Origin of the sequence: Streptomyces sp. NPDC006458 (assembly GCF_040612135.1) — a bacterium.
Taxonomy (GTDB): Bacteria; Actinomycetota; Actinomycetes; order Streptomycetales; family Streptomycetaceae; genus Streptomyces.
Window position 1 is genome coordinate 1 of sequence record NZ_JBEXPR010000004.1, and the last position, 19,601, is coordinate 19,601.

At 70.7% G+C, this 19,601-nt stretch carries 14 protein-coding genes; 5 read left to right on the top strand and 9 right to left on the bottom strand.

Annotation, left to right across the window (positions count from 1 at the left end):
• Positions 1 to 621: 621 nt before the first annotated feature.
• Both ABZZ79_RS06935 and ABZZ79_RS06940 read right to left on the bottom strand, forming a co-directional pair.
• Positions 622 to 951, bottom strand: a complete 330-nt coding sequence (locus tag ABZZ79_RS06935; RefSeq protein ID WP_356687681.1) for a WhiB family transcriptional regulator — start codon at positions 949 to 951, stop codon at positions 622 to 624.
• 536 nt (positions 952 to 1,487) lie between these two features.
• Positions 1,488 to 1,916 (bottom strand): VOC family protein, encoded by a 429-nt coding sequence (locus ABZZ79_RS06940; protein WP_356687265.1) that lies wholly within the window; start codon positions 1,914 to 1,916, stop codon positions 1,488 to 1,490.
• 334 nt (positions 1,917 to 2,250) lie between these two features.
• Here ABZZ79_RS06940 and ABZZ79_RS06945 point away from each other — a divergent pair, with 334 nt between their 5' ends.
• The 4 genes from ABZZ79_RS06945 to ABZZ79_RS06960 all read left to right on the top strand — a co-directional run bounded on the left by ABZZ79_RS06945 (position 2,251) and on the right by ABZZ79_RS06960 (position 9,943).
• Positions 2,251 to 2,736: a MarR family winged helix-turn-helix transcriptional regulator gene (locus tag ABZZ79_RS06945; RefSeq protein WP_356687267.1), complete on the top strand. Its 486-nt coding sequence runs from the start codon at positions 2,251 to 2,253 to the stop codon at positions 2,734 to 2,736.
• Between the two features lie 112 nt (positions 2,737 to 2,848).
• Positions 2,849 to 4,321 (top strand): MFS transporter, encoded by a 1,473-nt coding sequence (locus ABZZ79_RS06950; RefSeq protein ID WP_356687269.1) that lies wholly within the window; start codon positions 2,849 to 2,851, stop codon positions 4,319 to 4,321.
• A gap of 1,655 nt (positions 4,322 to 5,976) precedes the next feature.
• The gene (locus ABZZ79_RS06955; protein ID WP_356687271.1) at positions 5,977 to 8,793 is read left to right on the top strand and encodes an AAA family ATPase; all 2,817 of its coding nucleotides are present in this window, start codon (positions 5,977 to 5,979) and stop codon (positions 8,791 to 8,793) included.
• 193 nt (positions 8,794 to 8,986) lie between these two features.
• Complete coding sequence (locus ABZZ79_RS06960; RefSeq protein WP_356687273.1) at positions 8,987 to 9,943, top strand: ACP S-malonyltransferase; 957 nt, start codon at positions 8,987 to 8,989, stop codon at positions 9,941 to 9,943.
• 61 nt (positions 9,944 to 10,004) lie between these two features.
• On the opposite strand, the gene ABZZ79_RS06965 is transcribed toward ABZZ79_RS06960, so the two are convergent.
• Together ABZZ79_RS06965 and ABZZ79_RS06970 are read right to left on the bottom strand one after the other, a co-directional pair.
• The gene (locus ABZZ79_RS06965) at positions 10,005 to 11,603 is read right to left on the bottom strand and encodes a PQQ-binding-like beta-propeller repeat protein (protein ID WP_356687275.1); all 1,599 of its coding nucleotides are present in this window, start codon (positions 11,601 to 11,603) and stop codon (positions 10,005 to 10,007) included.
• Between the two features lie 336 nt (positions 11,604 to 11,939).
• Complete coding sequence (locus ABZZ79_RS06970; RefSeq protein WP_356687277.1) at positions 11,940 to 13,517, bottom strand: AMP-binding protein; 1,578 nt, start codon at positions 13,515 to 13,517, stop codon at positions 11,940 to 11,942.
• 204 nt (positions 13,518 to 13,721) lie between these two features.
• Here ABZZ79_RS06970 and ABZZ79_RS06975 point away from each other — a divergent pair, with 204 nt between their 5' ends.
• The gene (locus tag ABZZ79_RS06975; protein ID WP_356687279.1) at positions 13,722 to 14,009 is read left to right on the top strand and encodes a phosphopantetheine-binding protein; all 288 of its coding nucleotides are present in this window, start codon (positions 13,722 to 13,724) and stop codon (positions 14,007 to 14,009) included.
• Between the two features lie 249 nt (positions 14,010 to 14,258).
• Here ABZZ79_RS06975 and ABZZ79_RS06980 read toward each other — a convergent pair whose 3' ends face one another.
• The 5 genes from ABZZ79_RS06980 to ABZZ79_RS07000 all read right to left on the bottom strand — a co-directional run bounded on the left by ABZZ79_RS06980 (position 14,259) and on the right by ABZZ79_RS07000 (position 19,513).
• On the bottom strand, positions 14,259 to 15,515 hold the full coding sequence (locus ABZZ79_RS06980) for an aminotransferase class I/II-fold pyridoxal phosphate-dependent enzyme (protein WP_356687281.1): 1,257 nt from the start codon (positions 15,513 to 15,515) through the stop codon (positions 14,259 to 14,261).
• 55 nt (positions 15,516 to 15,570) lie between these two features.
• On the bottom strand, positions 15,571 to 16,893 hold the full coding sequence (locus ABZZ79_RS06985) for a lysine 2,3-aminomutase (RefSeq protein ID WP_356687283.1): 1,323 nt from the start codon (positions 16,891 to 16,893) through the stop codon (positions 15,571 to 15,573).
• Positions 16,894 to 16,971: 78 nt separating this feature from the next.
• On the bottom strand, positions 16,972 to 17,619 hold the full coding sequence (locus ABZZ79_RS06990) for a hypothetical protein (protein WP_356687285.1): 648 nt from the start codon (positions 17,617 to 17,619) through the stop codon (positions 16,972 to 16,974).
• Between the two features lie 47 nt (positions 17,620 to 17,666).
• Positions 17,667 to 17,876, bottom strand: coding sequence for a hypothetical protein (locus ABZZ79_RS06995; protein WP_356687287.1), 210 nt, complete (start codon positions 17,874 to 17,876; stop codon positions 17,667 to 17,669).
• Between the two features lie 107 nt (positions 17,877 to 17,983).
• Complete coding sequence (locus ABZZ79_RS07000) at positions 17,984 to 19,513, bottom strand: AMP-binding protein (RefSeq protein ID WP_356687683.1); 1,530 nt, start codon at positions 19,511 to 19,513, stop codon at positions 17,984 to 17,986.
• Positions 19,514 to 19,601 lie beyond the last annotated feature (88 nt).

Consider the following 19,601-nt stretch of genomic DNA (forward strand, 5'->3'; position numbering starts at 1 on the left):
ACCCCCTGTGGCGCTCCCGCGCGCCGCGCCGCCCCCCGCCGCCCCCCGCCCACGCCTTTCCCGTCCGGCTTTGAGGCGGAGATGACGCGGGTCCTCGTCGGGCTTCCAGCCGTCCTTGAGGTACGGCGTCATGCCACGCACGCGCCGTACGACGCGCGAGCTGGCTGTGGTCGCGAAACGGCCAGCACTCCGACAGCCAGGGGCGTGCTGTCCGCCGACCACAGCTTCGTACCGCCGGGATCGCGCGTTGGAGGGCGGAGCTCATGGCCCGGCGTCCGCAGGCTCCGAGGCGGGTGACTGATGCTGAGCCGGCCGTCGACGTCGAGGGCCACTGGTTCGGCGACGACCGCGTCGAGAGGGCTCCGCGGATACGTGGAGGACCGGCCTGGCTGCACAGATCCGGTCCGGGACGGAACACCGGCTGCGGGACCGCAGGCGTGCCGACGGAACGGATGGAACAAGCCCGTTCGTCAGGACCGGCGTTGGGCAACGGCATGAAGCCCGGGGCAGATCGCCAACTGATGGCGCGGCAACCTGGCCGCCGGCCGGTGGCCGAGCGAGACGGTGCCGAGCAGCCGCGCGTGCCCCCGCGAGTACGCGCTCCCGCCCTGGGCTGGGACATCACCCCACCGCGGTCGAGGGCCCCACGTCCACGCTTGCGTACCCGTCTGCCTGCTGTTCGTGCTCGCTGCGCGCCTCCTCGAAGAGCCGCCGCCAAGAGGTCACCGTAGGCCGACGCCGAAGCAACGCACGCCGCTCACGCTCCGTCATTCCACCCCAGATGCCGTGTTCAATCCGGTGGTCCAACGCGTGTGCAAGGCACTCGGTACGCACCGGACAGCCCGCACACACCACCTTCGCCCGGTTCTGAGCGGCTCCCTCGACGAACAGCTCCTCCGGATCCACCGCCCGGCACGCCGCCCGCGCACCCCACTCCGCCGCATCCCACATCACCCGGCACCACCCCTCTCCCCACTCCAGTCCATCCAACCCCACCCCATGCAACCGGCACTACCGCGACCGTACGACAGCCTCGTCGAAGAGGCGGCGGCCCGACCACGACCATGACGCCAACGAGTGAACACCCCTTGCACACCAGGCAAACGACTGCTTCAGCCCCACACGGGGATCACGGTCAGTCACGTCGTCGCGTCCATGCCCTTCGCGATGCCCAGGCCGCACCGGCTCGCCAAGTGCACTGATCACTACGCCCACGCCCGTCACGGGGACGGGCATCAGCAGACGGCCACGCCGCCGTCCGTGTACGGGAGCACCGGCACCCGGTGCCGAAACCGGCGACTGCCTTCCCGAGTTGCTGCCGCCGCCGCAGCTCGGACCAAGGGCACGTGCCTCAACCCTCGCCACCGCCGCTGATCAGATGCGTGGGCAGGAAACGCGCGCTCGTCGCGGTCATGCACAAGATCGTGATCGCCGCTCACCAAGATGCCGACTACCAGGACCTCGGACTCAGCCACTGGCAACGGCGCTCAGTCGATACAGAACTCGTTGCCCTCGATGTCCTGCATCGGGATGCACGAGTCATTGCCGTCATACAGCGTTCGCACATGAACCGCGCCGAACGCAACCAGTCGCGCGCACTCGGCCTCAAGTACGGCGAGGCGCTCCTCCCCCACGAGTCCGGTGCCGACCCGCACGTCAAGATGGAGCCGGTTCTTGGCGGCCTTCCCTTCGGGGACGCGCTGGAAGTACAGTCGCGGGCCCACGCCTGAGGGATCGACGCACGCGAACCATGCGTCCTGCCGCTCAGCGGGCAGCGAGCGCGTGAAATCGTCCCAAGTGGCAAAACCCGCCGGTGGCGGCGGCACGACGTACCCCAGCACCTCGCACCAGAAGCGAGCGAGACGCTCGGGTTCCGCGCAGTCGAAGGTGACTTGGAACTGCTTGATCGATGCCATCGGCGCACCCTACCAAGGGGGCTCCGCTGCCCATTTGCGCAGAGGGATCCCCATGCTGTCGAGAGGGCCGCCCCTACCCAGCCGAGCCCTGGTCGTCACCGCCACGCCATACGGCTGCTGCGCCCGCGCGAGGATCCGGCTCCCGGCGACATCCCGCTGTCCGGAACGGCCGTTCGGGGCCGCAGGACGCCCCTCGTTGATCCGGCCTGATCGACGAGACACCCCCGAGGCGCGCCCGCGCCAGGCACCCCGCGCTTCCGCCCTCAGTCTTCCGCCCTCGGTCTTCCGTTTGCGGATAATCCGCGACGGACCGGTTTTCGTTACCCTTGCGGACATGACCGCCATGGCGCCCAGGCGCACCGAACCGGACCTGTCCTTCCTCCTCGACCACACGAGCCACGTCCTGCGGACCCGGATGACTGCCCGGCTGAGCGAGATCGGGCTGACCCCGCGGATGCACTGCGTCCTCGTCCACGCCCTGGAGGAGGAGCGCACCCAGGCCCAGCTCGCCGAGATCGGCGACATGGACAAGACCACGATGGTGGTGACCGTCGACGCCCTGGAGAAGGCCGGTCTCGCGGAGCGCAGGCCCTCCAGCAACGACCGGCGCGCGCGGATCATCGCGGTGACCGAGGAGGGGGCGAAGGTGGCCGGGGAGAGCCAGACGATCGTCGACGACGTCCATCAGCAGGCCCTCGGCTCGCTGCCCGCCGATGAGCGCGACGCACTGCTCCGCGCACTGAACCGGCTGGTCACGGGCCATCTGGAGACCCCCGTCGAGGGACCGCGACCGGCTCGCAGGGCGCGCCAGAAGGGATAGCCGCCGGAGCTCCACGACGCGATCACCCAACCAGAGATCCGTAAGAGATAGTCTGCAACAAAACTATCTGCTACGGTCTTTCTTGTTGCTCCCGACGACAGGAGAGACCGAGATGTCCACCGCCGCCCGCTCCCCCGAGGCCCGCTCCCGCTGGCTCGCCCTCGGCGTCCTGGCCACCGGGATGCTGATGACGATCCTCGACGGCAGCATCGTCACCGTCGCCATGCCGGCCATCCAGAGCGACCTCGGCTTCAGCCCGGCCGGCCTCACCTGGGTCGTCAACGCCTACCTCATCGCCTTCGGCTCGCTGCTCCTGCTCGCCGGCCGCCTCGGCGACCTGATCGGGCGCAAACGGATGTTCCTCACCGGAACGGGGGTGTTCACCGCCGCGTCACTGCTGGCCGGCGTCGCAGCCTCCCCCGGGGTCCTGATCGCCGCCCGCTTCCTCCAGGGCGTCGGCAGCGCGATGGCTTCCGCCGTCGGCCTCGGCATCCTCGTCACCCTGTTCACCGAGCCGCGCGAACGGGCCAGGGCCATCGCCGTGTTCAGCTTCACGGGCGCCGCCGGCGCCTCGATCGGACAGGTCCTGGGCGGCGTCCTCACCGACGCCCTCGCCTGGAACTGGATCTTCTTCATCAACCTGCCGATCGGCATCGCCGCCGTGCTCGTCGCCCTCCCCGCCCTCCCGGCCGACCGCGGCCTCGGGCTGAAGGCGGGCGCGGACGCCCTCGGCGCGCTGCTCGTCACCGCCGGCCTCATGATCGGGATCTACGCGGTCGTCAAGGTCGAGACGTACGGCGCCACTTCGGCCCACACCCTCGGTTTCGGCGCCCTCGCGCTCCTCCTGATCGCCGGCTTCCTGGTCCGCCAGGCCACGGCGAGGAATCCGCTGATGCCGCTGCGAATCCTGCGCTCCCGCAGCGTCTCCGGCGCCAACCTGGTCCAGATGCTGATGGTCGCCGCACTGTTCTCCTTCCAGGTCCTCGTAGCGCTCTACCTGCAGAAGGTGCTCGGCTACGGCGCGGCAGAGACCGGGCTCGCGATGCTGCCGGCCGCGGCTGTCATCGGCCTCGTGTCGCTGAGCGTCTCGGCCCGCCTCAACGCCCGCTTCGGCGAGCGCAACGTGCCGCTGGCCGGCCTGGTGCTGCTCATCGGCGTCCTCGCCCTGCTGACCCGGGTGCCCGGCAGCGCTGAGCAGGCGAACTACCTCACCGACCTGCTGCCGGTGATGCTTCTCGCCGCGGGCTTCGGCCTCGCGCTCCCCGCCCTGACCTCGCTGGGCATGTCCGGCGCGAAGGCGGAGGACGCGGGCCTGGCCTCCGGCCTCTTCAACACCACCCAGCAGATGGGCATGGCCCTCGGCGTCGCCGTCCTCTCGACGCTGGCCGCCTCCCGCACCGAGTCGCTCACCGCGGCGGGCCGTCCGGTCACCGAGGCTCTGACCGGCGGCTACCACCTGGCCTTCGGGGTCGGCACCGGCCTCCTCACCGTCGCGCTGGTGGTCGCCTTCGCCGTCCTGCGACGCACGGAGGAGACGCGGCAGGCGGCGCCCGTCGAACAGGAGGCCCACCCGGCCGGCGTCTGAGCGGCCTCACACTCCGCGCCGTCACGCGGACCGAGTCGCAGCGAGGCCGAGGAGGCCGACGGACCCACCCCACGGTGGGTCCGTTCGCGACCGTGCGGGGCCGCGCCGCGCCCGGCACGGAGGGGGTCTGGGCAAGCTGCTGCGATACACCAGGGCGGGACGCGGACGGCTGGTCGGCCATCGAGGTCGAGGTCGACGGCCCTGGCCCGGAAATGGTGACCGCCCGGCTCGCCGGTGGGCGCCCTCGTCGCACCCCTCGAACCCCCTGCCCTCCCGCCCACCTGGCCGAGCCTCCTGCCGAACTCGCGCGAGAGTAGGCCGACTCCACGCCGTCCGCGCCGCCGGACAGCACCGAGGCGGACGAGGCACGGCGACGCGACACCCCCTTGCAGCGCCCGGAATGCCCCGCGGGAATCCGACCGCACGCGGGGCCCGACGCGACCTTGACGGCCTTCCGTTCAGCAGGGCGCGCCGGCCCCTTCCACGGCGGACGACGCCGAGGCCTCCCGGGGACGAGGCCGAGTCGCTCAACGCCCTGGCAGAAGCCGCCCGATGCATGGGCGACCTCGCCCACGACATGCCCGACAGGCCCCTGACTTGTATACGGCCCTCTCCGGCCCCGAGGTCGACGAGATGCGCACGGCCCGCCAGTGGAGATCCTCGCCGACGCCGGCTACCAGGGCCTCGGCGCCCGGAGCGGCGGACACATGAGCGACACCGTCCAAGCCGCCGCCGCATTGCTGTCACACCAGCAGACCGAAGACCTGATCCCGGCACGGCGGATGTCCACACCGAGCCCCTGTAGCCCCGCACCGTCTCACCCCTAACCGTGCACGAGTTCACTGGCCGGCGGTCTGTCAGGGCCTCCGGTGCTGGTGACACCAATCCCCCAAGCCGCCCATTCGACAAGGGGGGACGTTATGTCAACTCCGAGCGTCAGCAGCCCTGTTTCGGCCGCTACCGACGGCGGTAGTGACAGCGCGGCGAAAAGTCGTCGGCACGCGGGCCGCCGGCCGCCGGCAGGATCGCGTCGACTGGTGTCGGAAATACGTCAGCGGGATTGACGGCTCATCAGGAAGCTTGGCGTCACGGTCCGTCCGCGCCGATCGCCCACGCGACCCGTGCCCAGGTGGGTGGCCTTGGCCCGACCCTGGTCGTTACCGGCCGCGCCGCCCGGCAGCGCCGTCGGCGCCGAGCCCTTTGGTCCGAACCATCAGTGTGGCGCAGACGAACAACCGCCGTTCGCCTGCCGCAACTGTCAAGTACAACCTGAGCCAGAAGTCGATTACATGTACATTCCCAACGGCACCTTTCAACCATCGCGCTCTACCCGCGTAAACCGCGTTGTGTCATCCTCATTCAGTCGTCCTCGCCTTGGTTTCACCGCGAGGACGCGTCGTGCGGTGCCAGAGCTCGCCATCAGGGAGACCTCGTGAGCAAGAGCAACTCGGGGCGTAGTACCTCAGCCCCTGCCGCGGACCGCTCCGTCAGCGGCCTAGAGGTCAAGTCCCCCTGTAGCAACTGCACTTGACGCCACGCACACCGCCCAGCCTCGGCCACCCCCCGGTCCTTCGACGCGGCTGGAGAAACCCATCTCGCTCCATGCGGTTACCGAAGCGCAATCGCTCCCACCACCACGTCATCGGGGATTGGCAGTGTCGAAAGTCGATTTCTCACGCGCACTTGCATCGCTGAAGAGAATTCAAATCGAGACCTCGGAAGGCGGCTGCGGTCAACTGGTACTCGTGCAGGGCGGACTGGCCTGCGGAAAGACCACTCTGCTCCATGAGTTCGCCCACATGGCCACGGATTCCGGGGCACTGGTGCTGAGCGCCACCGGTTCCCGGACGGAGAACGATCTCCAGGCCGGGCTGATCGACCAGTTCTTCCAGAGCCGCGGGCTGCCGTCGGGGATCGCCGACCGGGCGCGCGCCATGACCACTTCGGCGATGCTCGCCGAACGGGACGGCGACGGCCCGGATCTGCGGGCGGTTCTCCAACCGGGCGCCCTGCTGGCCCATGAGGCATTCCGGGTGATGCTGCAGCTCTCCCAGGAGGCGCCCCTGGTGATCACGGTCGACGACGTCCAGTTCGCCGACAGCGTCTCCCTCCAACTGCTGCTCTACCTGTTGCGCAGGATGAGATCCGTGCCCATTCTGACGGTGCTCACCGAGTGGGACAGTCCGAGGCCGGCTCTGTCGCCGCTGCGGGCAGAGCTGACCGGGCGTCCGCAGCATGTGATACGCCTCGGACCGCTGTCCGGACGCACGACCGCCGAACTGGTCGGACGGGAACTGGGCCGACCGGTGAGCACCACACTCGCCACCGCGTTCCACGACCTCACCGGCGGCAACCCCCTGCTGCTGCAGGCGCTCGTCGAGGACCATCGCAGTGCCGGTCACCCGTCCGGCACCGTATCGGACGAACAGGACGGCCGACACGGGCAGGACGGCCGGCTCGACGCCGAATCCCCGGCGGTCGGCTTCGCGTTCGCCGGGGCGGTCGCGTCCTGCCTGCACCGCTGGGAGCCACCGGTGCTCAAGGTGGCACAGGGCATCGCGGTCCTCGGCAACCTGGGAGAGCCCGAGTTGATCGGCCGCTGTATGAACATCCCCGCCCTGGACGCCGAATGGGTCATGCACACCCTGACCGGGGCAGGCCTCCTGCTCGGTGGCCGCTTCCGGCACCCCATGGCGGAGGCGGCGGTGCTGGGCACGCTGTCCCCCGAAGAGCGCTCGGCGGCGCACAGCAGGGCCGCCGAACTGCTGTACCAGCGCGGCGTGGCCTCACCGGAGGTGGCACGCCACGTCATAGCCACCGGCCGGGTCGCCGAGCCGTGGATGCTCCCGGTCCTGCGCACGGCTTCGGAACAGGCGGTCGCCGAGGACGACACGGCCTTCGCGATGCAGTGCCTGGAGACGGCACTGCGGGCGGCCGAGGACCCGGCGGAGAGCCTCGCCGTGACCGCGGCACTGGCCAGGCTCGCCTGGCGGATGAACCCGAGTGCCGCCGCCTCCTGCCTGGCGCCCCTTCAGGCCGCCCTGCGGGAGGGGACATTGGGGCCGTCCGGTCTGGTCAGCCTGGTGCGGTGCACCCTGTGGTCCGGGGACGCCGAGGTCATGACGGCATCGTTGCGGGCACTGTCCGACTCGTCCGCCCTGGACGATCCGCAGCGGTACGCGCAGCTACGGCTGGCACACCAGTGGCACTACGGCTCCGACCGAGGCCGGTTCCAGGCTCACAGGTCCGCGCCCGCGATCGGCGGTGAACCCTGGAGCTATGCGGCGAACCAGCTGGCGGCGGCCGGGAACCACAAGGAGGGCAGCGCGGCCGTCGACTGCGCGGAGCAGATCCTGCAGAGCTGTCGCCTCGACGACTCGACTCTGGAGGTCATGGCCTCCGCGGTCCTGGTGCTGCTGTCGGTCAACAAACTCAAGGAGGCCGACTGGTGGTGCGACCAACTGCTCGAGGAGGCGCGGCGCCGCCACGCGGTCACCTGGCAGATGCTGCTGACCAGCCTGCGGGCCAGAGTCGCCCTGCGCAGAGGCAGGATCGTGGTCGCGGCGGCACAGGCCGAAGAGGCACTCGCCCTGTTGCCCGAACAGAGCTGGGGGATACAGATCGGCTGCCCACTGTCCGTGCTGATAGCGGCGAACACGGCGATGGGCCGGTACGACGCGGCGGCAGAGGCGTTGCAGCGGCGCGTGCCCAAGGCGATGCACGACACCGTGCACGGACTGCGCTATCTGCACGCCCGCGGCCACTACTACCTGGCCACCGACCGGGTCCTCGCGGCGATCAGCGACTTCCAGCGCTGCGGACGGCTGATGCAGGAGTGGGGGCTGGATGCGGCGTCCCTCGTCCCCTGGCGCAGCAGCCTGGCCGAGGCCAACCTGCGCCTCGGCCGCCCTCAGACGGCCCGTGATCTGGTCAAGCGGCAGCTGGAGCAGGCCAGGACGATGGACGACCGCACCAAGGGCATCTCGCTGCGCCTGCTCGGCGCCAGCAGCGATCTCCGTCAGCGGCCGACGCTGCTGCGGGAGTCCGTGGAGTGTCTGGAGCGATCCGGTGACCGGCTGGAACTGGCCCGCGCTCTGGAGGACTTGAGCGAGGTGTACCAGCAGCTGGAGGATTTCGACCGGGCACGGCTGCTGGCCCGTCGCGCCGCCCAGGAGGGCAAGGCGTGCCATGTGGGTACCGAGTCCGCCCGGCAGGCCGCGCCCGGCGTGCCCGCTGCCGGAGGGGTGCCCGCCCAGCAGCGACGCCTGGCGCAGACGGCGGAACCGCCGATGCTGAGCGATGCCCAGCGGCGGGTCGCCGAGCTGGCGGCGCTCGGTCACACCAACCAGGAGATAAGCCGCCGGCTGTACATCACGGTGAGCACGGTGGAGCAGCACCTCACCCGGGTCTTCCGCAAGCTCGGGGTGAGCAGCCGCAACGACCTGCCGCTCAGTTTCAGCGACATGTCCTGAGCGGGAGCGGCCGGCCGTGCCGGCGCCTCACCAGGGCCGGGGGCGGCCTGGTGAGGCATCGGCGGCGCCGCGGCCGGTAGGGGACGCTAGGGGTGTCCGGCGCCGGAGCGGACGCGGCACGCTGAGGCGTCATCGGGGGTCGGTCGGCCCACGGCCGGTCGATCTCGCCGTACGTGAGCGAGGAATCGTACACATGGATACCCAGGAACGACCGGACGCCGCGATCCTCTTCCCTGGCATGGGACCGACCGCCTTCGGGGACGTCGCCCGGTTCATGGTGGCCAATCCCTGTGCCCGCAGACTGGTGGCGACCGCCGACGACGTACTGGGCTATTCGCTGGTCGACCGGTACCAGGAGGCTGACGGCGACGCCTATTCGCCGTACGCGCAGATCGCGTTCGTGGTGAACTGCCTCGCTCTGGCCGAGTGGGCGCAGCCGCGGATGGAGGTCCCGCCGCGGTTCGTGGCCGGGCCCAGCTTCGGCGGCCGGGCCGCCGCGGTGCACGCCGGTGTGCTCAGCTTCCCGGATGCCGTTCTGATGACCGCCCGGCTGGCCGACCGCATGGCTGAGTACTTCACGCGCGAGCACCCCGAGCTGGTGACGCACACCGTGGTGCGGGTTCCCCTGGAGCGGCTCTCCGAGGCGCTGCGGGAACTCGACGAGAGCGGCGAGTGGTACGACATCTCCTGCTACGTCGACGACGACTTCACCATGGTGACGCTGTCGGAGAGGTCGCTGGAGCGGTTCGAACGGCGGGTGCGGTCGCTGGGCGGCCTGTCTCTCTACACCATGAAGCCTCCCATGCACTCCCATGTCTTCCGTGGCCTGCGCGACCAGGTCGAGGCGGAGATCTTCGACGGGCTGGTCTTCTCCGATCCCCTGGTGCCGGTCGTCGCCGACCAGGACGGCACGGTGCTGACGACGGGCAGCGGTGTGCGGACCATGCTGCTCGACGGATTCGTACGGCCGGTCCGCTGGCCCGATGTGGTCGCCTCGCTGACCGGGCAGGGTGTCGGCACCCTCTATGTGGCGGGCCAGGACGGGATGTTCAGCCGCGTGGCGGGGACGGCGCGCACCTTCCGGGTCGTCCCGTTCACCCCGCGTGCGGCCATGCAGCCGGTGCGCGGGAAGATGCCCGCCGGGCGGTAGCGCCGCGAGAAACGGGGTCCGGCGCGGTGCGCCGGACCCCGACCGTGTGCCCTCGGTGGCGTTACCTGCCGCCGACCGAGTAGGCGTAGAAGGTGCCCGCCGTGGTGGAACCGGTGGTGCCGGCGTACGAGAACTTGACGTACCCGTTGCCCCAGTAGACCGTGCCGTCGACCACGGCCGGTCCGGCGATGGAGGAGTAGGGTCCGGTGGTGTCGAAGAGGATCTTGCCGGTCCTGGCGTCGATCGCGTACATGTGCCCGCTGGTCGAGCTGGCGTAGAGCACCCCGCCCGCCACGGTGACCGGGGCCCAGGCGTAGCCGCCCGACGGGACGGGGATCTGCCACTCGATCTTCCCGGTGGCGGCGTCCAGCGCGACGAAGGAGGCACCGTCGTGGGAGGTGCCGTCGGGCAGCTGGTAGGTCTGGCGATCGAAGTTCGCCTGGGCGATGTAGACGCGCTTGCCGTCGTTCGCGGTGCCCCAGAGGATGCCGCCGACCTTGCCGCCGGGCCCGGTGGCCGCGCTCCACACCACCTCGCCGGTGAGCGCGTCCAGGAGCCAGTACTCGCCGCTCTTCTGGCCGGCGCCGACGACCTGTCGGCTGTTGCCCTGCGCGTCCTTGATGGTGAACAGGTGTGCCCCGTCACCGAAGTCGTAGTCGGGACCCACGTGCGCGGGGCAGTTGTTCGGCGGGAAGCCGGGCAGGCAGCTGACGTTCCAGGCGTCGAAGCGGGCCCGGCCGCTGGCCCACTTGACCGTGCCGTCGCGCATGCTGAGCGCGAGCACCGAGTCGACGTAGTCGTCGGGCGCCAGGCACTCGGCGGGGGTGCCGCCCCCGGTCTGGCAGTCGATCACGCTCTGCGGCACCTGGTAGTTGTTGCCGGAGGTGAAGTAGACGATGCCACGCCGGGGGTCGATGGCCGGGGTGCCCCACACTGCCGCGCCGCTATAGCCGCCCGGCTGGCCGCCGTTGTCGGGCACGGTGTGGCGGGTCCACAGCACGCGCCCGGTCCTCGCGTCGATGGCGTTGGCGCTGCCGCGGAAGGTGCAGCAGGGGTAGTCGGGGTTCGCCGCGGCGAGTTCGGACTCGCGCGAGGAGACGCCCTGGTAGATCACGCCGTTGTGGACGATCGGCGACTGGGTCAGCACCGCGAACGGGTGGCTGTCCAACTGGGTCTTCCACAGCAGCTCGCCGGTGGTGGCGTCGACTGCCATCAGGACGGCCTGGGCGTAGTCCCCGATGTAGACGGTGTTGCCGACCACGGCCGGGCTCGACCGCGAGACGGAGTCGGCGCGGCCGGTGTAGTCCGACACCTTGCGGGACCAGATTCCCCTGCCGGTCGCGGCGTCGACCTTGTGCAGGTAGCCGCCCCAGTCGGGGAAGTAGGCGGCGCCGCCCACGACCGCCGCGGTCGCGGACACGTCCCCGTGGGTGGTGTACGTCCACTTGACCGCGAGCCTCGCGGCGTTGTCGGTAGTGATCTTGCTTTCCAGCGGGTTCGACCGGGTGTTGGCGATGTCGTGCCCGGCCATCGGCCAGCTCGGCGCCGCGGTCGTCGCGCCCACCGGGTCGGCGCCGGCCATGGTGGCGGTGAGGAGGAGGGCGGACGACAGCACCAGGCCACGGACCCGTCCGGGACGCGTGCGGAGAACTCGATGCACTGCATCGATCCCTTCGATCGGTGTTGGTTGGCTGCCGCCGCCCCGCACAGCTCGGGCGTGCTGCCCGTCGGCCCGTGACGTCGGCAGGACGAAGCGATCCGACGCCCGTCAGGCACCGGCCTCCCAGCGGCGGCGCACCGGCGCTTTCCGGCCAGGGCGGGCAAAGATCGTCCTCGCCGGGAACCTAGCGGCGGAGGGCTCCGTGATCAGCCCCTACCAGCCCCTAAGGGCCCCTGCCGAAGGGCACGGCCGGGTGTCCGGCGCCGTCCGGCGGGGTGGTGCGCGAGGGCGAGCCGATTCGGCCAGGGAGTCGCTGAGGGCGGGATGCCGTGCCGCTCAGGCCAGGAGCTCGGCCGCGCGTGCGGCGAGCCGCAGTCGGTCGGTCTTCTTGTTGGTGTTCAGCGGGAACTCCTGGAGCCGACGGTAGTGGCGCGGGATCATCTGTTGCGGCAGATGGCTCGCGAGCAGCCCGGCCAGTTCCCGGGGGGAGGTCTCGTCACCGAGATAGAAGACGAACAGTTCCGTGCTGCCCCGCACCGGGACCCCGACCACCACCGCGTCCTGCACCGTCGGACAGCCGCGCAGCGCGTACTCGACCTCGGCGAGTTCGACCCGGTAGCCCTGGACCTGGACCTGGGCGTCCAGCCGGCCGAGGTAGACCAGCTCGCCGCCCGCGATCCGGCGGACCCTGTCGCCCGTGCGGTACCAGAGTCGCCCGTCACGCCGAAGGTACCTGCCCCTGCCGTCCTCGGGGTCGAGGTACCCGGCGGAGATCTGCGGGCCGGACAGCCACAGTTCGCCCTCGGTGGCGTGAGGCTCGCCGTTGTCGTCGAGCAGCAGCTCGGCGTGGCCGTCGTGGAGGCGGCCGAGGGGGACGACTCCGTTCACGGCGAGGGCCGGTGACAACTGCGGCTTCCAGCGGTGGCGGTGGGTGGTGATGGTGGTCTCGGTCGGGCCGTAGACGTTGATCACCGCGGAGCCCGGTGCGGCGCGCTGCCAGTCTTCGGTGTCCTGGCACTGGAGCGCCTCGCCGCCGAAGAAGGTCCAGCGCAGCGAGGGCATGGCACCCGCGTCCAGTCCGCCGGTACGGCGGGCGAGGGCGATCACGCTCGGCGCGGAGAACCACACCGTGATCCCGTGCCGGGCCACGAAGGCGGGCAGGTCGCGGTACGCGTGCGCCGGGACCGGGACGAGCGGGGCGCCCACGCCCCAGGCGCACCACAGGTCGGAGACGGCCGAGTCCCAGTTGAGGTTGGCCGCCTGGGAGAACACGTCGGCGGCGGTGAAGTCGTACCAGTCGTCCATCAGGCGGAAGTAGTGGGCGAGGTTGCCGTGGGTGAGCCGCACTCCCTTGGGGCGGCCCGTGGAGCCGGAGGTGAAGAGCACATAGGCAATGTCGGTGGGGCGCGCGATCCTCGGTTCGCTCAGCGTGTGCGCCGGATCGAGCCCGATGATGTCGATGGCACCGGACGCCTCGACGGCCCGGGTGACTCCCGGTGCCGTGCCCGGGGCCAGCACGGACAGCCCCCTCTTGCCGACGGGGAGTTCGGCGAGCTGCGCCAGGAGGGCGGCGCCCTCGGCGTCCACGACGAGCACGGAGACCTCGGCGGCCTCCAGCATCCGCGCGGTGCGCTCGGCCGGGAAGTCCGCCAGCAGCGGCACCACCGTCACACCCGCGTAGACACAGGCCAGGATGCCGACGTACGCCTCGACGCTGCGGCCGGTGAGCACGCTCACGGCCTTCGGCGGGCCGTCCGGCCGGGCGAGCAGGGCGCCCGCCCACGCCAGCGCGAGCTCGTGCGCCTGTTCGTAGGTCACGGCCTCGTCGTCCACGCGCACCGCGATGCCCCGGGGCGACATGGCCAGCCCGCGCAGGAACCGGGCGTGCAAGGCGCCCTCTGCCAGCCGGTCCATAAGAACTCCTTCTCGGACGGGCGCCATCGGGAGCGAGCGCCGGAATGCACTGCCGGAAAAGCCGGGCCGGGTGCCGCTCGGGGAATATCCGGCCGCACCCGGATCAGCCTCCCACGACCACTCGACAATGGCTGCCGAATTCACGGAATCGACGCCCAGTCGTCACCATTGACAGTCCGGCAATGCCCGCTGCATCATTTCGCCATGCCCGAAGAAATCGCATCCGAAACGACCGACGCAGGCGTGGACCAGGACCAGTTCGAGACGGTCCTGCGCCAGTTCCTGCCCTTTCTCGCCACAGGTGAGCCGCTCGCCGACGACGCGGCACTGCGTGACCTCGGCCTGGACTCGATGGGTACGGTGGAACTGCTCGCGGCCCTGGAGAGCACCTTTGACGTGCGGTTCAGGGATGACGCCCTGAGCATGGAGAAGTTCGCCAACCCCGGTGTGCTGCGGCAGACCCTCGTCCAGATGCGGGAGATCTCCGCCTGAGGGCCGCGGCTGACATCCGCGAAAGACCCGGTTCGGAATACACCTTACGGCACCCGCGACAGGCCCGGTTCGGAATACACCTTCCGCACCGGGCCTTCGGCGTTGTCGACCCCGCCCGAATACGTCCGACCATGAATTCCGGGCACGGCGAATTACGCGTACCCCGGAGAGGAATTCCACCACCCGGGGCACGCCCGCCACGCGATTCACCGACAGACGAAAAGGATGACTTGAATCACTCGTCGCCAGTCATGCACACAGTGCGTTGAAGCTCTTCTCAAGTGTGGCGAGGACTTGCTTGACGTGTGGGAGTGCCACGGGGTTCGCCGCGTCCAGGGCCTGCTGCTGCTCGGCCTCGGTGTCGCCGTAGAGCATGCTGGTGGCGGCCTTGAAGCGCAGCGCCTGCCGGGAGTCGCCGAGGTGGTGTCCGGCCAGGACGGCGATGCCGTGGACATCGAGCAAGTGCTGGAAGAGCGAGGGGGAGTCCGTCACTCCGTGCTTGGCGAGCCGTTCGCGGACCGGCTCGAAGTCGGGGTAGACGTAGAACGCACCCACAGGCGGGCGGCAGTTGGCGCCGGCCGAGACCATGATGCCGTGCACCGCGCGCGCCACCGCGCCGTGCAGGCGCGCGGCCTTGGCCCGCCAGGCGCGCAGTTCGGCGGGCTCGTCGAAGGCGTAGGTGGCCACGGCCTGCATCGGCGCGGCGAGCGTCGACCAGACCTCGCTGGCCACGGAGACGACACCCTCGCGCAGCCGGGTGCCCCACGGGCCGCCGGGGAAGCGTGCCGCCCCGATGCGCCATCCGCCCAGCGCGAGGCTCTTGCTCAGCCCGGTGGTCACGACGGTGCGCCGCGGGGCCACCTCGGCGGGGCTGAGCACGGGCAGCGCCGGGTCGTGCACGACGTCCCGGTAGATCTCGTCGGAGACGATCAGCAGGTCCTCGGTCTCCGCGATCGCGCAGATCTCGCGGATCAGCGCCGGTGACGCGAGGGTCCCGGTGGGGTTGTCCGGAAGGGTGAGCACCAGGACGCGCGGATCGTGGCCCAGGGTGCGGGCCGCGTCGATGGTCTCCTTGAGCGCGGCGGGATCGGGAACACCGCCGCACTCGTCGGGAAGGGGTACGCCGAAGGCCCGCTTCCCGGCCAGTCGTGCCTGAGGGGCGTAGGTGTTCCAGGCCGGCTGGGGCAGCAGCAGATCGCCGACCGCGGTCAGCTGGAGTGCCATCAGCAGCGGCTTGCTGCCCGGTGCGACGACCACCTGGTCGGGGTCGGTGGGCAGCCCGCGCCGGCCGAAGTACCCGGCGACCGCGGTGCGTACCGCGAGCCCGCCCGCCACCGGGCCGTAGGCGTTGCGGTCGGCCGCGCCGACGAGGCCTTCCATCAGGGGCCCGAAGGCGGGTAGCCGGGCCTCACCGAAGCCCAGGTGCACGATGGGATCGCCCTCGGCCCTGCGCTGGGCCACGAGTTGATTGAGGGCCAGATTGGGTGAGACTGTCCCGTCGGCCACGGCCGACTCCTCTCAGCGTGATCCACGGCCGGTCGCTCCGGCACGGTCGTGCTGGTCAGACAAGGCCCGACAGGGCCGTCGTGAGGTCGCTCGGCTCCGAGTCGTCGAGCTTGAGTTCGTCGAGCCAGGCCGCGGTGGCGCTGTAGTGCGCCCGGAAGGGGCGGCCGACGAGTTCCGGGGCGCGTGCCTGCAACATCCGCAGCTGGAAGAACCGGCCGTTCGGGCCGTCCGTGACCCCGTCCACCACGACCTTGCCCGGGGTGGCCGACATGACCGGTCCGCGTACGGTGCGCGCCAGGCCCGGCAGGGTCCGGTAGGCGGCCTGGAAGATCTCGACCGCCCTGGCCAGCGGCACCTTGAAGTACTCGTAGGGGCCGGTGTCGCGCTCGACGAACATGTAGTAGGGGAAGACGCCGTTCGCCAGCTCGGCACGCCACAGCTCGGCCCAGACGTGCGACCGGTCGTTGACCTTCGCGATCATCGGCGCCTGGCCGTAGACCAGCGCGCCGGTGGAACGGATCCGGGCGAGCGCCCGGCGCGCGAGGTCCGTCTCCAGCTCGCGCGGGTGGCTGAAGTGCGCCATCACGGCGAGGTTGCGCCCGCTGGAGATCACCTTCTCGAACAGCCGCAGGACGTCGTCGGCGTCGGTGTCGGTGACGAAGCGCTGGGGCCAGTAGGCGACCGACTTGGTACCGATCCGAATGGTGCGGACGGTGTCGACCGCCAGCAGCGGCTCCAGGTGGCTGCGCAGCCGCTCGGTCGACATCACCATCGGGTCGCCGCCGGTGACCAGGACGTCGATCACATCCGGGTGCTCGCGGAGGTACGTGATCAGTTGGTCGGGGGCCGGCGCGGCGAAGCGCAGGTCGGCGTCGCCCACGAACTGCGCCCAGCGGAAGCAGTAGGTGCAGTACGAGTGGCAGGTCTGGCCCTGGCTGGGGAAGTACAGCACCGTCTCTCGGTATTTGTGCTGCATTCCGGGCAGTTCGGCGCCCTGGTGGGAGGGCACGTTGAGTTCCATCTGGCCCGAGGGATGAGGGTTCAGGCGGCTGCGGATCTCCGCCACGAGGGCGCCGAGCTGAGCCTTGGTGCCGGGCCCCGCGGACAGTTCGGCCAGCCGGGCCTCGTCCTCGGTGGCGAGCATGCCCCGCTGGGGGAAGACCAGTTGGAACATCGGATCGTCCGGGACCCGGGTCCAGTCGATGAGTTCGTCCAGGACGTAGTCGTTGACACGGAACGGCAGGACCGTCGACAACAGCCGAACGCTGTCACGAATCTCGGCGGGCAATCCGTAGCGGTCGGCGATCTCGGCGACATGGCGGGACCCGAGCGCGCGGAACCTCGGTGGCTCCGGCGAGTTGATGGCCAGCAGGGTCATGCGGACTTTCCTCTCGGGTGCGTGCGTCGAGGACGCCGTCTGCTGTCGACGGGATGCTGACTGCGAGGTTGAAGCTAGTCAGGACGGCGGTCCCGTAGTCCCCCAGGCGACCCCAGCCGTACCCTTATCCGCCCCCCGCCGGGGCCGGGACAGGACGCACCGATGTCCGGGCGGAGGCGCGCCGGGCCGGCCCCCCGGCAGGGCAGGGTGTGGCGGCGGGGCCGAGGACGGCAGGTGGCAGGGCCGAGGACGGCAGGTGGCGGGGCGGCGTCGATGCTCGGTGGCGGGAACCGAGGGCCGGCCCTCGCCGGACCGGCCGCTGTCACCGGCCGACGCCATCTCAGCAATGTTTGTCCGCACACCGGTTGACGTGACCCCGGCGTTCAACGCCGTCTCCTCGTGCGCATCGTGCTTGACCGACTTCGGCGCGACGAGCGAGAAGACCCGGGCGAGCACCATCACGACGCCACCGGTGAGCGCGGCGGCGTGCAGTTCGTCGGTGAACGCCGTACGGGCCGCCGCGACGAGCGCACCCGCGGCCGCCTCCGGCAGCTGTACGGCCGACTCGAGGGCGCCGCCGACCGTCTCCCGGGCCCGCTCCAGCGCGGCGGACGGCACCCCGGCCGACGCCTCCAGCGCGGCGCTGTTGGTGTAGCCGGCGGCGCCGACGCTGCCCAGCACCGCGACACCGAGCGCGCCACCGAACGCCTGCGCGGTCTGCAGCATCGCGGAGGCCGAACCGGCGCGGGTGGCCTCCGCTCAGCCGACCACCATCACCGTGCCCAGGTCAGCACGGGCGCCAGGCCGAGGGCGACGGCGGTGACAGCGACCAGCGGCGGCAGGCCGTCCTCCTCGGGAAGCTGGGTGAGCATCAGCAGGGCGAGGGCCGTGATGAGGAAACCGTCCGGGGAACTCACCGAGGCCGTCCGCCTGGTGGCGGCGCCCGCGCCGGAAGCACGGCGGGCCGAGGGGGTCTGATCCACGGCCGGTACCGGCCCCGGCGGCAGGGCCCGTCGTCACATTCCCGCCTGCCCGGCGGCCGGACGAAGGGAATGTGACGACAGGCCCCACGGGCGGTGCCGGCCGGACGTCATACCGACGGGCGCTCCGCCAGTGCCCGGCGGTCGGTCTTGCCGTTCGGGGTGACCGGCAGGGCGTCGATCACATCGACCTTCCTCGGCACCATGTAGGCGGGCAGGGTCTGTGCGCAGAAGCCACTGAACGCGGACTTCTCGTTGGGCGCCGCCCCGGGCGCCGCCACCACGAACGCGTGCAACTCGGGCTCCTTGCCCGCCTCTTCGCGGACGACCACCGCGGCGGCGGTGACCGAGGGGAACTCCAGCAGCCTGCGCTCGATCTCGCCGAGTTCGATCCGGTTGCCCCGGATCTTCACCTGGTGGTCGGCCCGGCCGACGAAGTACAGCTCGCCGTTGTCACCGTAATAGGCCAGGTCCCGCGAGCGGTACACGACCTGCCCCGACCGCGGGTCGAGCGGATCGGGCACCAGGGCCCGTCGGGTGGCGTCCGGGTCGTCCCAGTATCCGGTGAACAGGGACGGCCCCCGCAGATGGATCTCCCCCGTCACACCCGCCTCGTCGATCACGGCGCCGTCCTCGCCGATCAGCAGCATCTCCGCGCCGGGATAGGCGAAGCCGATGGAGAGCCTCTCCAGATCGTCCGGGAGCGGGTTCGGCACATCGGTCAGCGAGAAGGCCATGGCCTCCGTCGGCCCGAAGCAGTTGACCACCCGCACATCGGGCAGCAGGGACTGGAGCTTACGCAGCTCGGGCAGCGGGAACGGCTCACCGGAGAACAGCACACCGCGCACCTGACCGCCGAGCGCGGCGATCTGGTCGGCCTCGTGCCGCAGTGCCGGACGCCAGATCGACGGAACGCCGTTGACCTGCGTCGCGCCCGTCTCGGCGAGAAACCTCAGCAGGCGCCGCGGCCAGCTCAGCATGCCCCTGGGCACAGGCACCAGCGTGGCTCCGGTCCCCAGGGTGAGACCGATGTCGAGCAGGCAGAAATCGAACTGCAAGGGGGAGGTGGTGGCCACCCGGTCCTCGGGGGTGATGATGTCGCACCGCAGCATCCCGCGGTAGAAGGAGAGCACCCCGCGGTGGCTCATCACCACACCCTTGGGCCGCCCGGTCGTACCGGACGTGAAGATGATGTACGCGGCGTCGGTACCGACCGCCGCCCGCCGACGCCGGGTCCGCGGCAGGGGCGGACGCTCCAGGGTCACCCCGTCCGGACCGAACCGGGCGGTACCCACCTGCTCGGGGATGCCTTCCCGGCTCCCCTCATCACTCTGCAGATGCAGCGCGGGTTCCGCGGTGTCGATGATGGACCGCAACCGGGGCCCGGGAACCTCGGGGCTGACCGGGATGAACGTCAGCCCCAGCGACGAGCAGGCCAGCAGCATCGCCACGGCCGAAGCCGAGTTCTCCGACTCCAGCACCACTCGGTCACCGATGTCCAGCCCGAGTTTGTCGAGCGCCACCGCGTAGCTGTGCATCAACTGCTCAAGCTGCTGATACGTCAGCACCGTGACGGCGCCGGCCTCGTCGGCCTGCACCACGGCAGGCCGGTCCGGTGCCAACCGGCCCTCCGCCAGCATGAATTCATGGATCCGCTGGGCTGCGGCGCGCTCGGCGGCGGCCGTGCTGTTCAGGGTCACCGGATGCCCTCCCACTCCCTGTCGGTTG

Coding starts and splice junctions, on each gene's coding strand:
- ABZZ79_RS06970 (WP_356687277.1), bottom strand. CDS start 13,517: ATGGACCGGCTGGCAGAGGGCGCCTTGCACGCCCGGTTCCTGCGCGGG.
- ABZZ79_RS06945 (WP_356687267.1), top strand. CDS start 2,251: ATGACCGCCATGGCGCCCAGGCGCACCGAACCGGACCTGTCCTTCCTC.
- ABZZ79_RS06935 (WP_356687681.1), bottom strand. CDS start 951: ATGTGGGATGCGGCGGAGTGGGGTGCGCGGGCGGCGTGCCGGGCGGTG.
- ABZZ79_RS06940 (WP_356687265.1), bottom strand. CDS start 1,916: ATGGCATCGATCAAGCAGTTCCAAGTCACCTTCGACTGCGCGGAACCC.
- ABZZ79_RS06990 (WP_356687285.1), bottom strand. CDS start 17,619: ATGCTGCAGACCGCGCAGGCGTTCGGTGGCGCGCTCGGTGTCGCGGTG.
- ABZZ79_RS07000 (WP_356687683.1), bottom strand. CDS start 19,513: ATGCTGGCGGAGGGCCGGTTGGCACCGGACCGGCCTGCCGTGGTGCAG.
- ABZZ79_RS06985 (WP_356687283.1), bottom strand. CDS start 16,893: ATGACCCTGCTGGCCATCAACTCGCCGGAGCCACCGAGGTTCCGCGCG.
- ABZZ79_RS06960 (WP_356687273.1), top strand. CDS start 8,987: ATGGATACCCAGGAACGACCGGACGCCGCGATCCTCTTCCCTGGCATG.
- ABZZ79_RS06975 (WP_356687279.1), top strand. CDS start 13,722: ATGCCCGAAGAAATCGCATCCGAAACGACCGACGCAGGCGTGGACCAG.
- ABZZ79_RS06950 (WP_356687269.1), top strand. CDS start 2,849: ATGTCCACCGCCGCCCGCTCCCCCGAGGCCCGCTCCCGCTGGCTCGCC.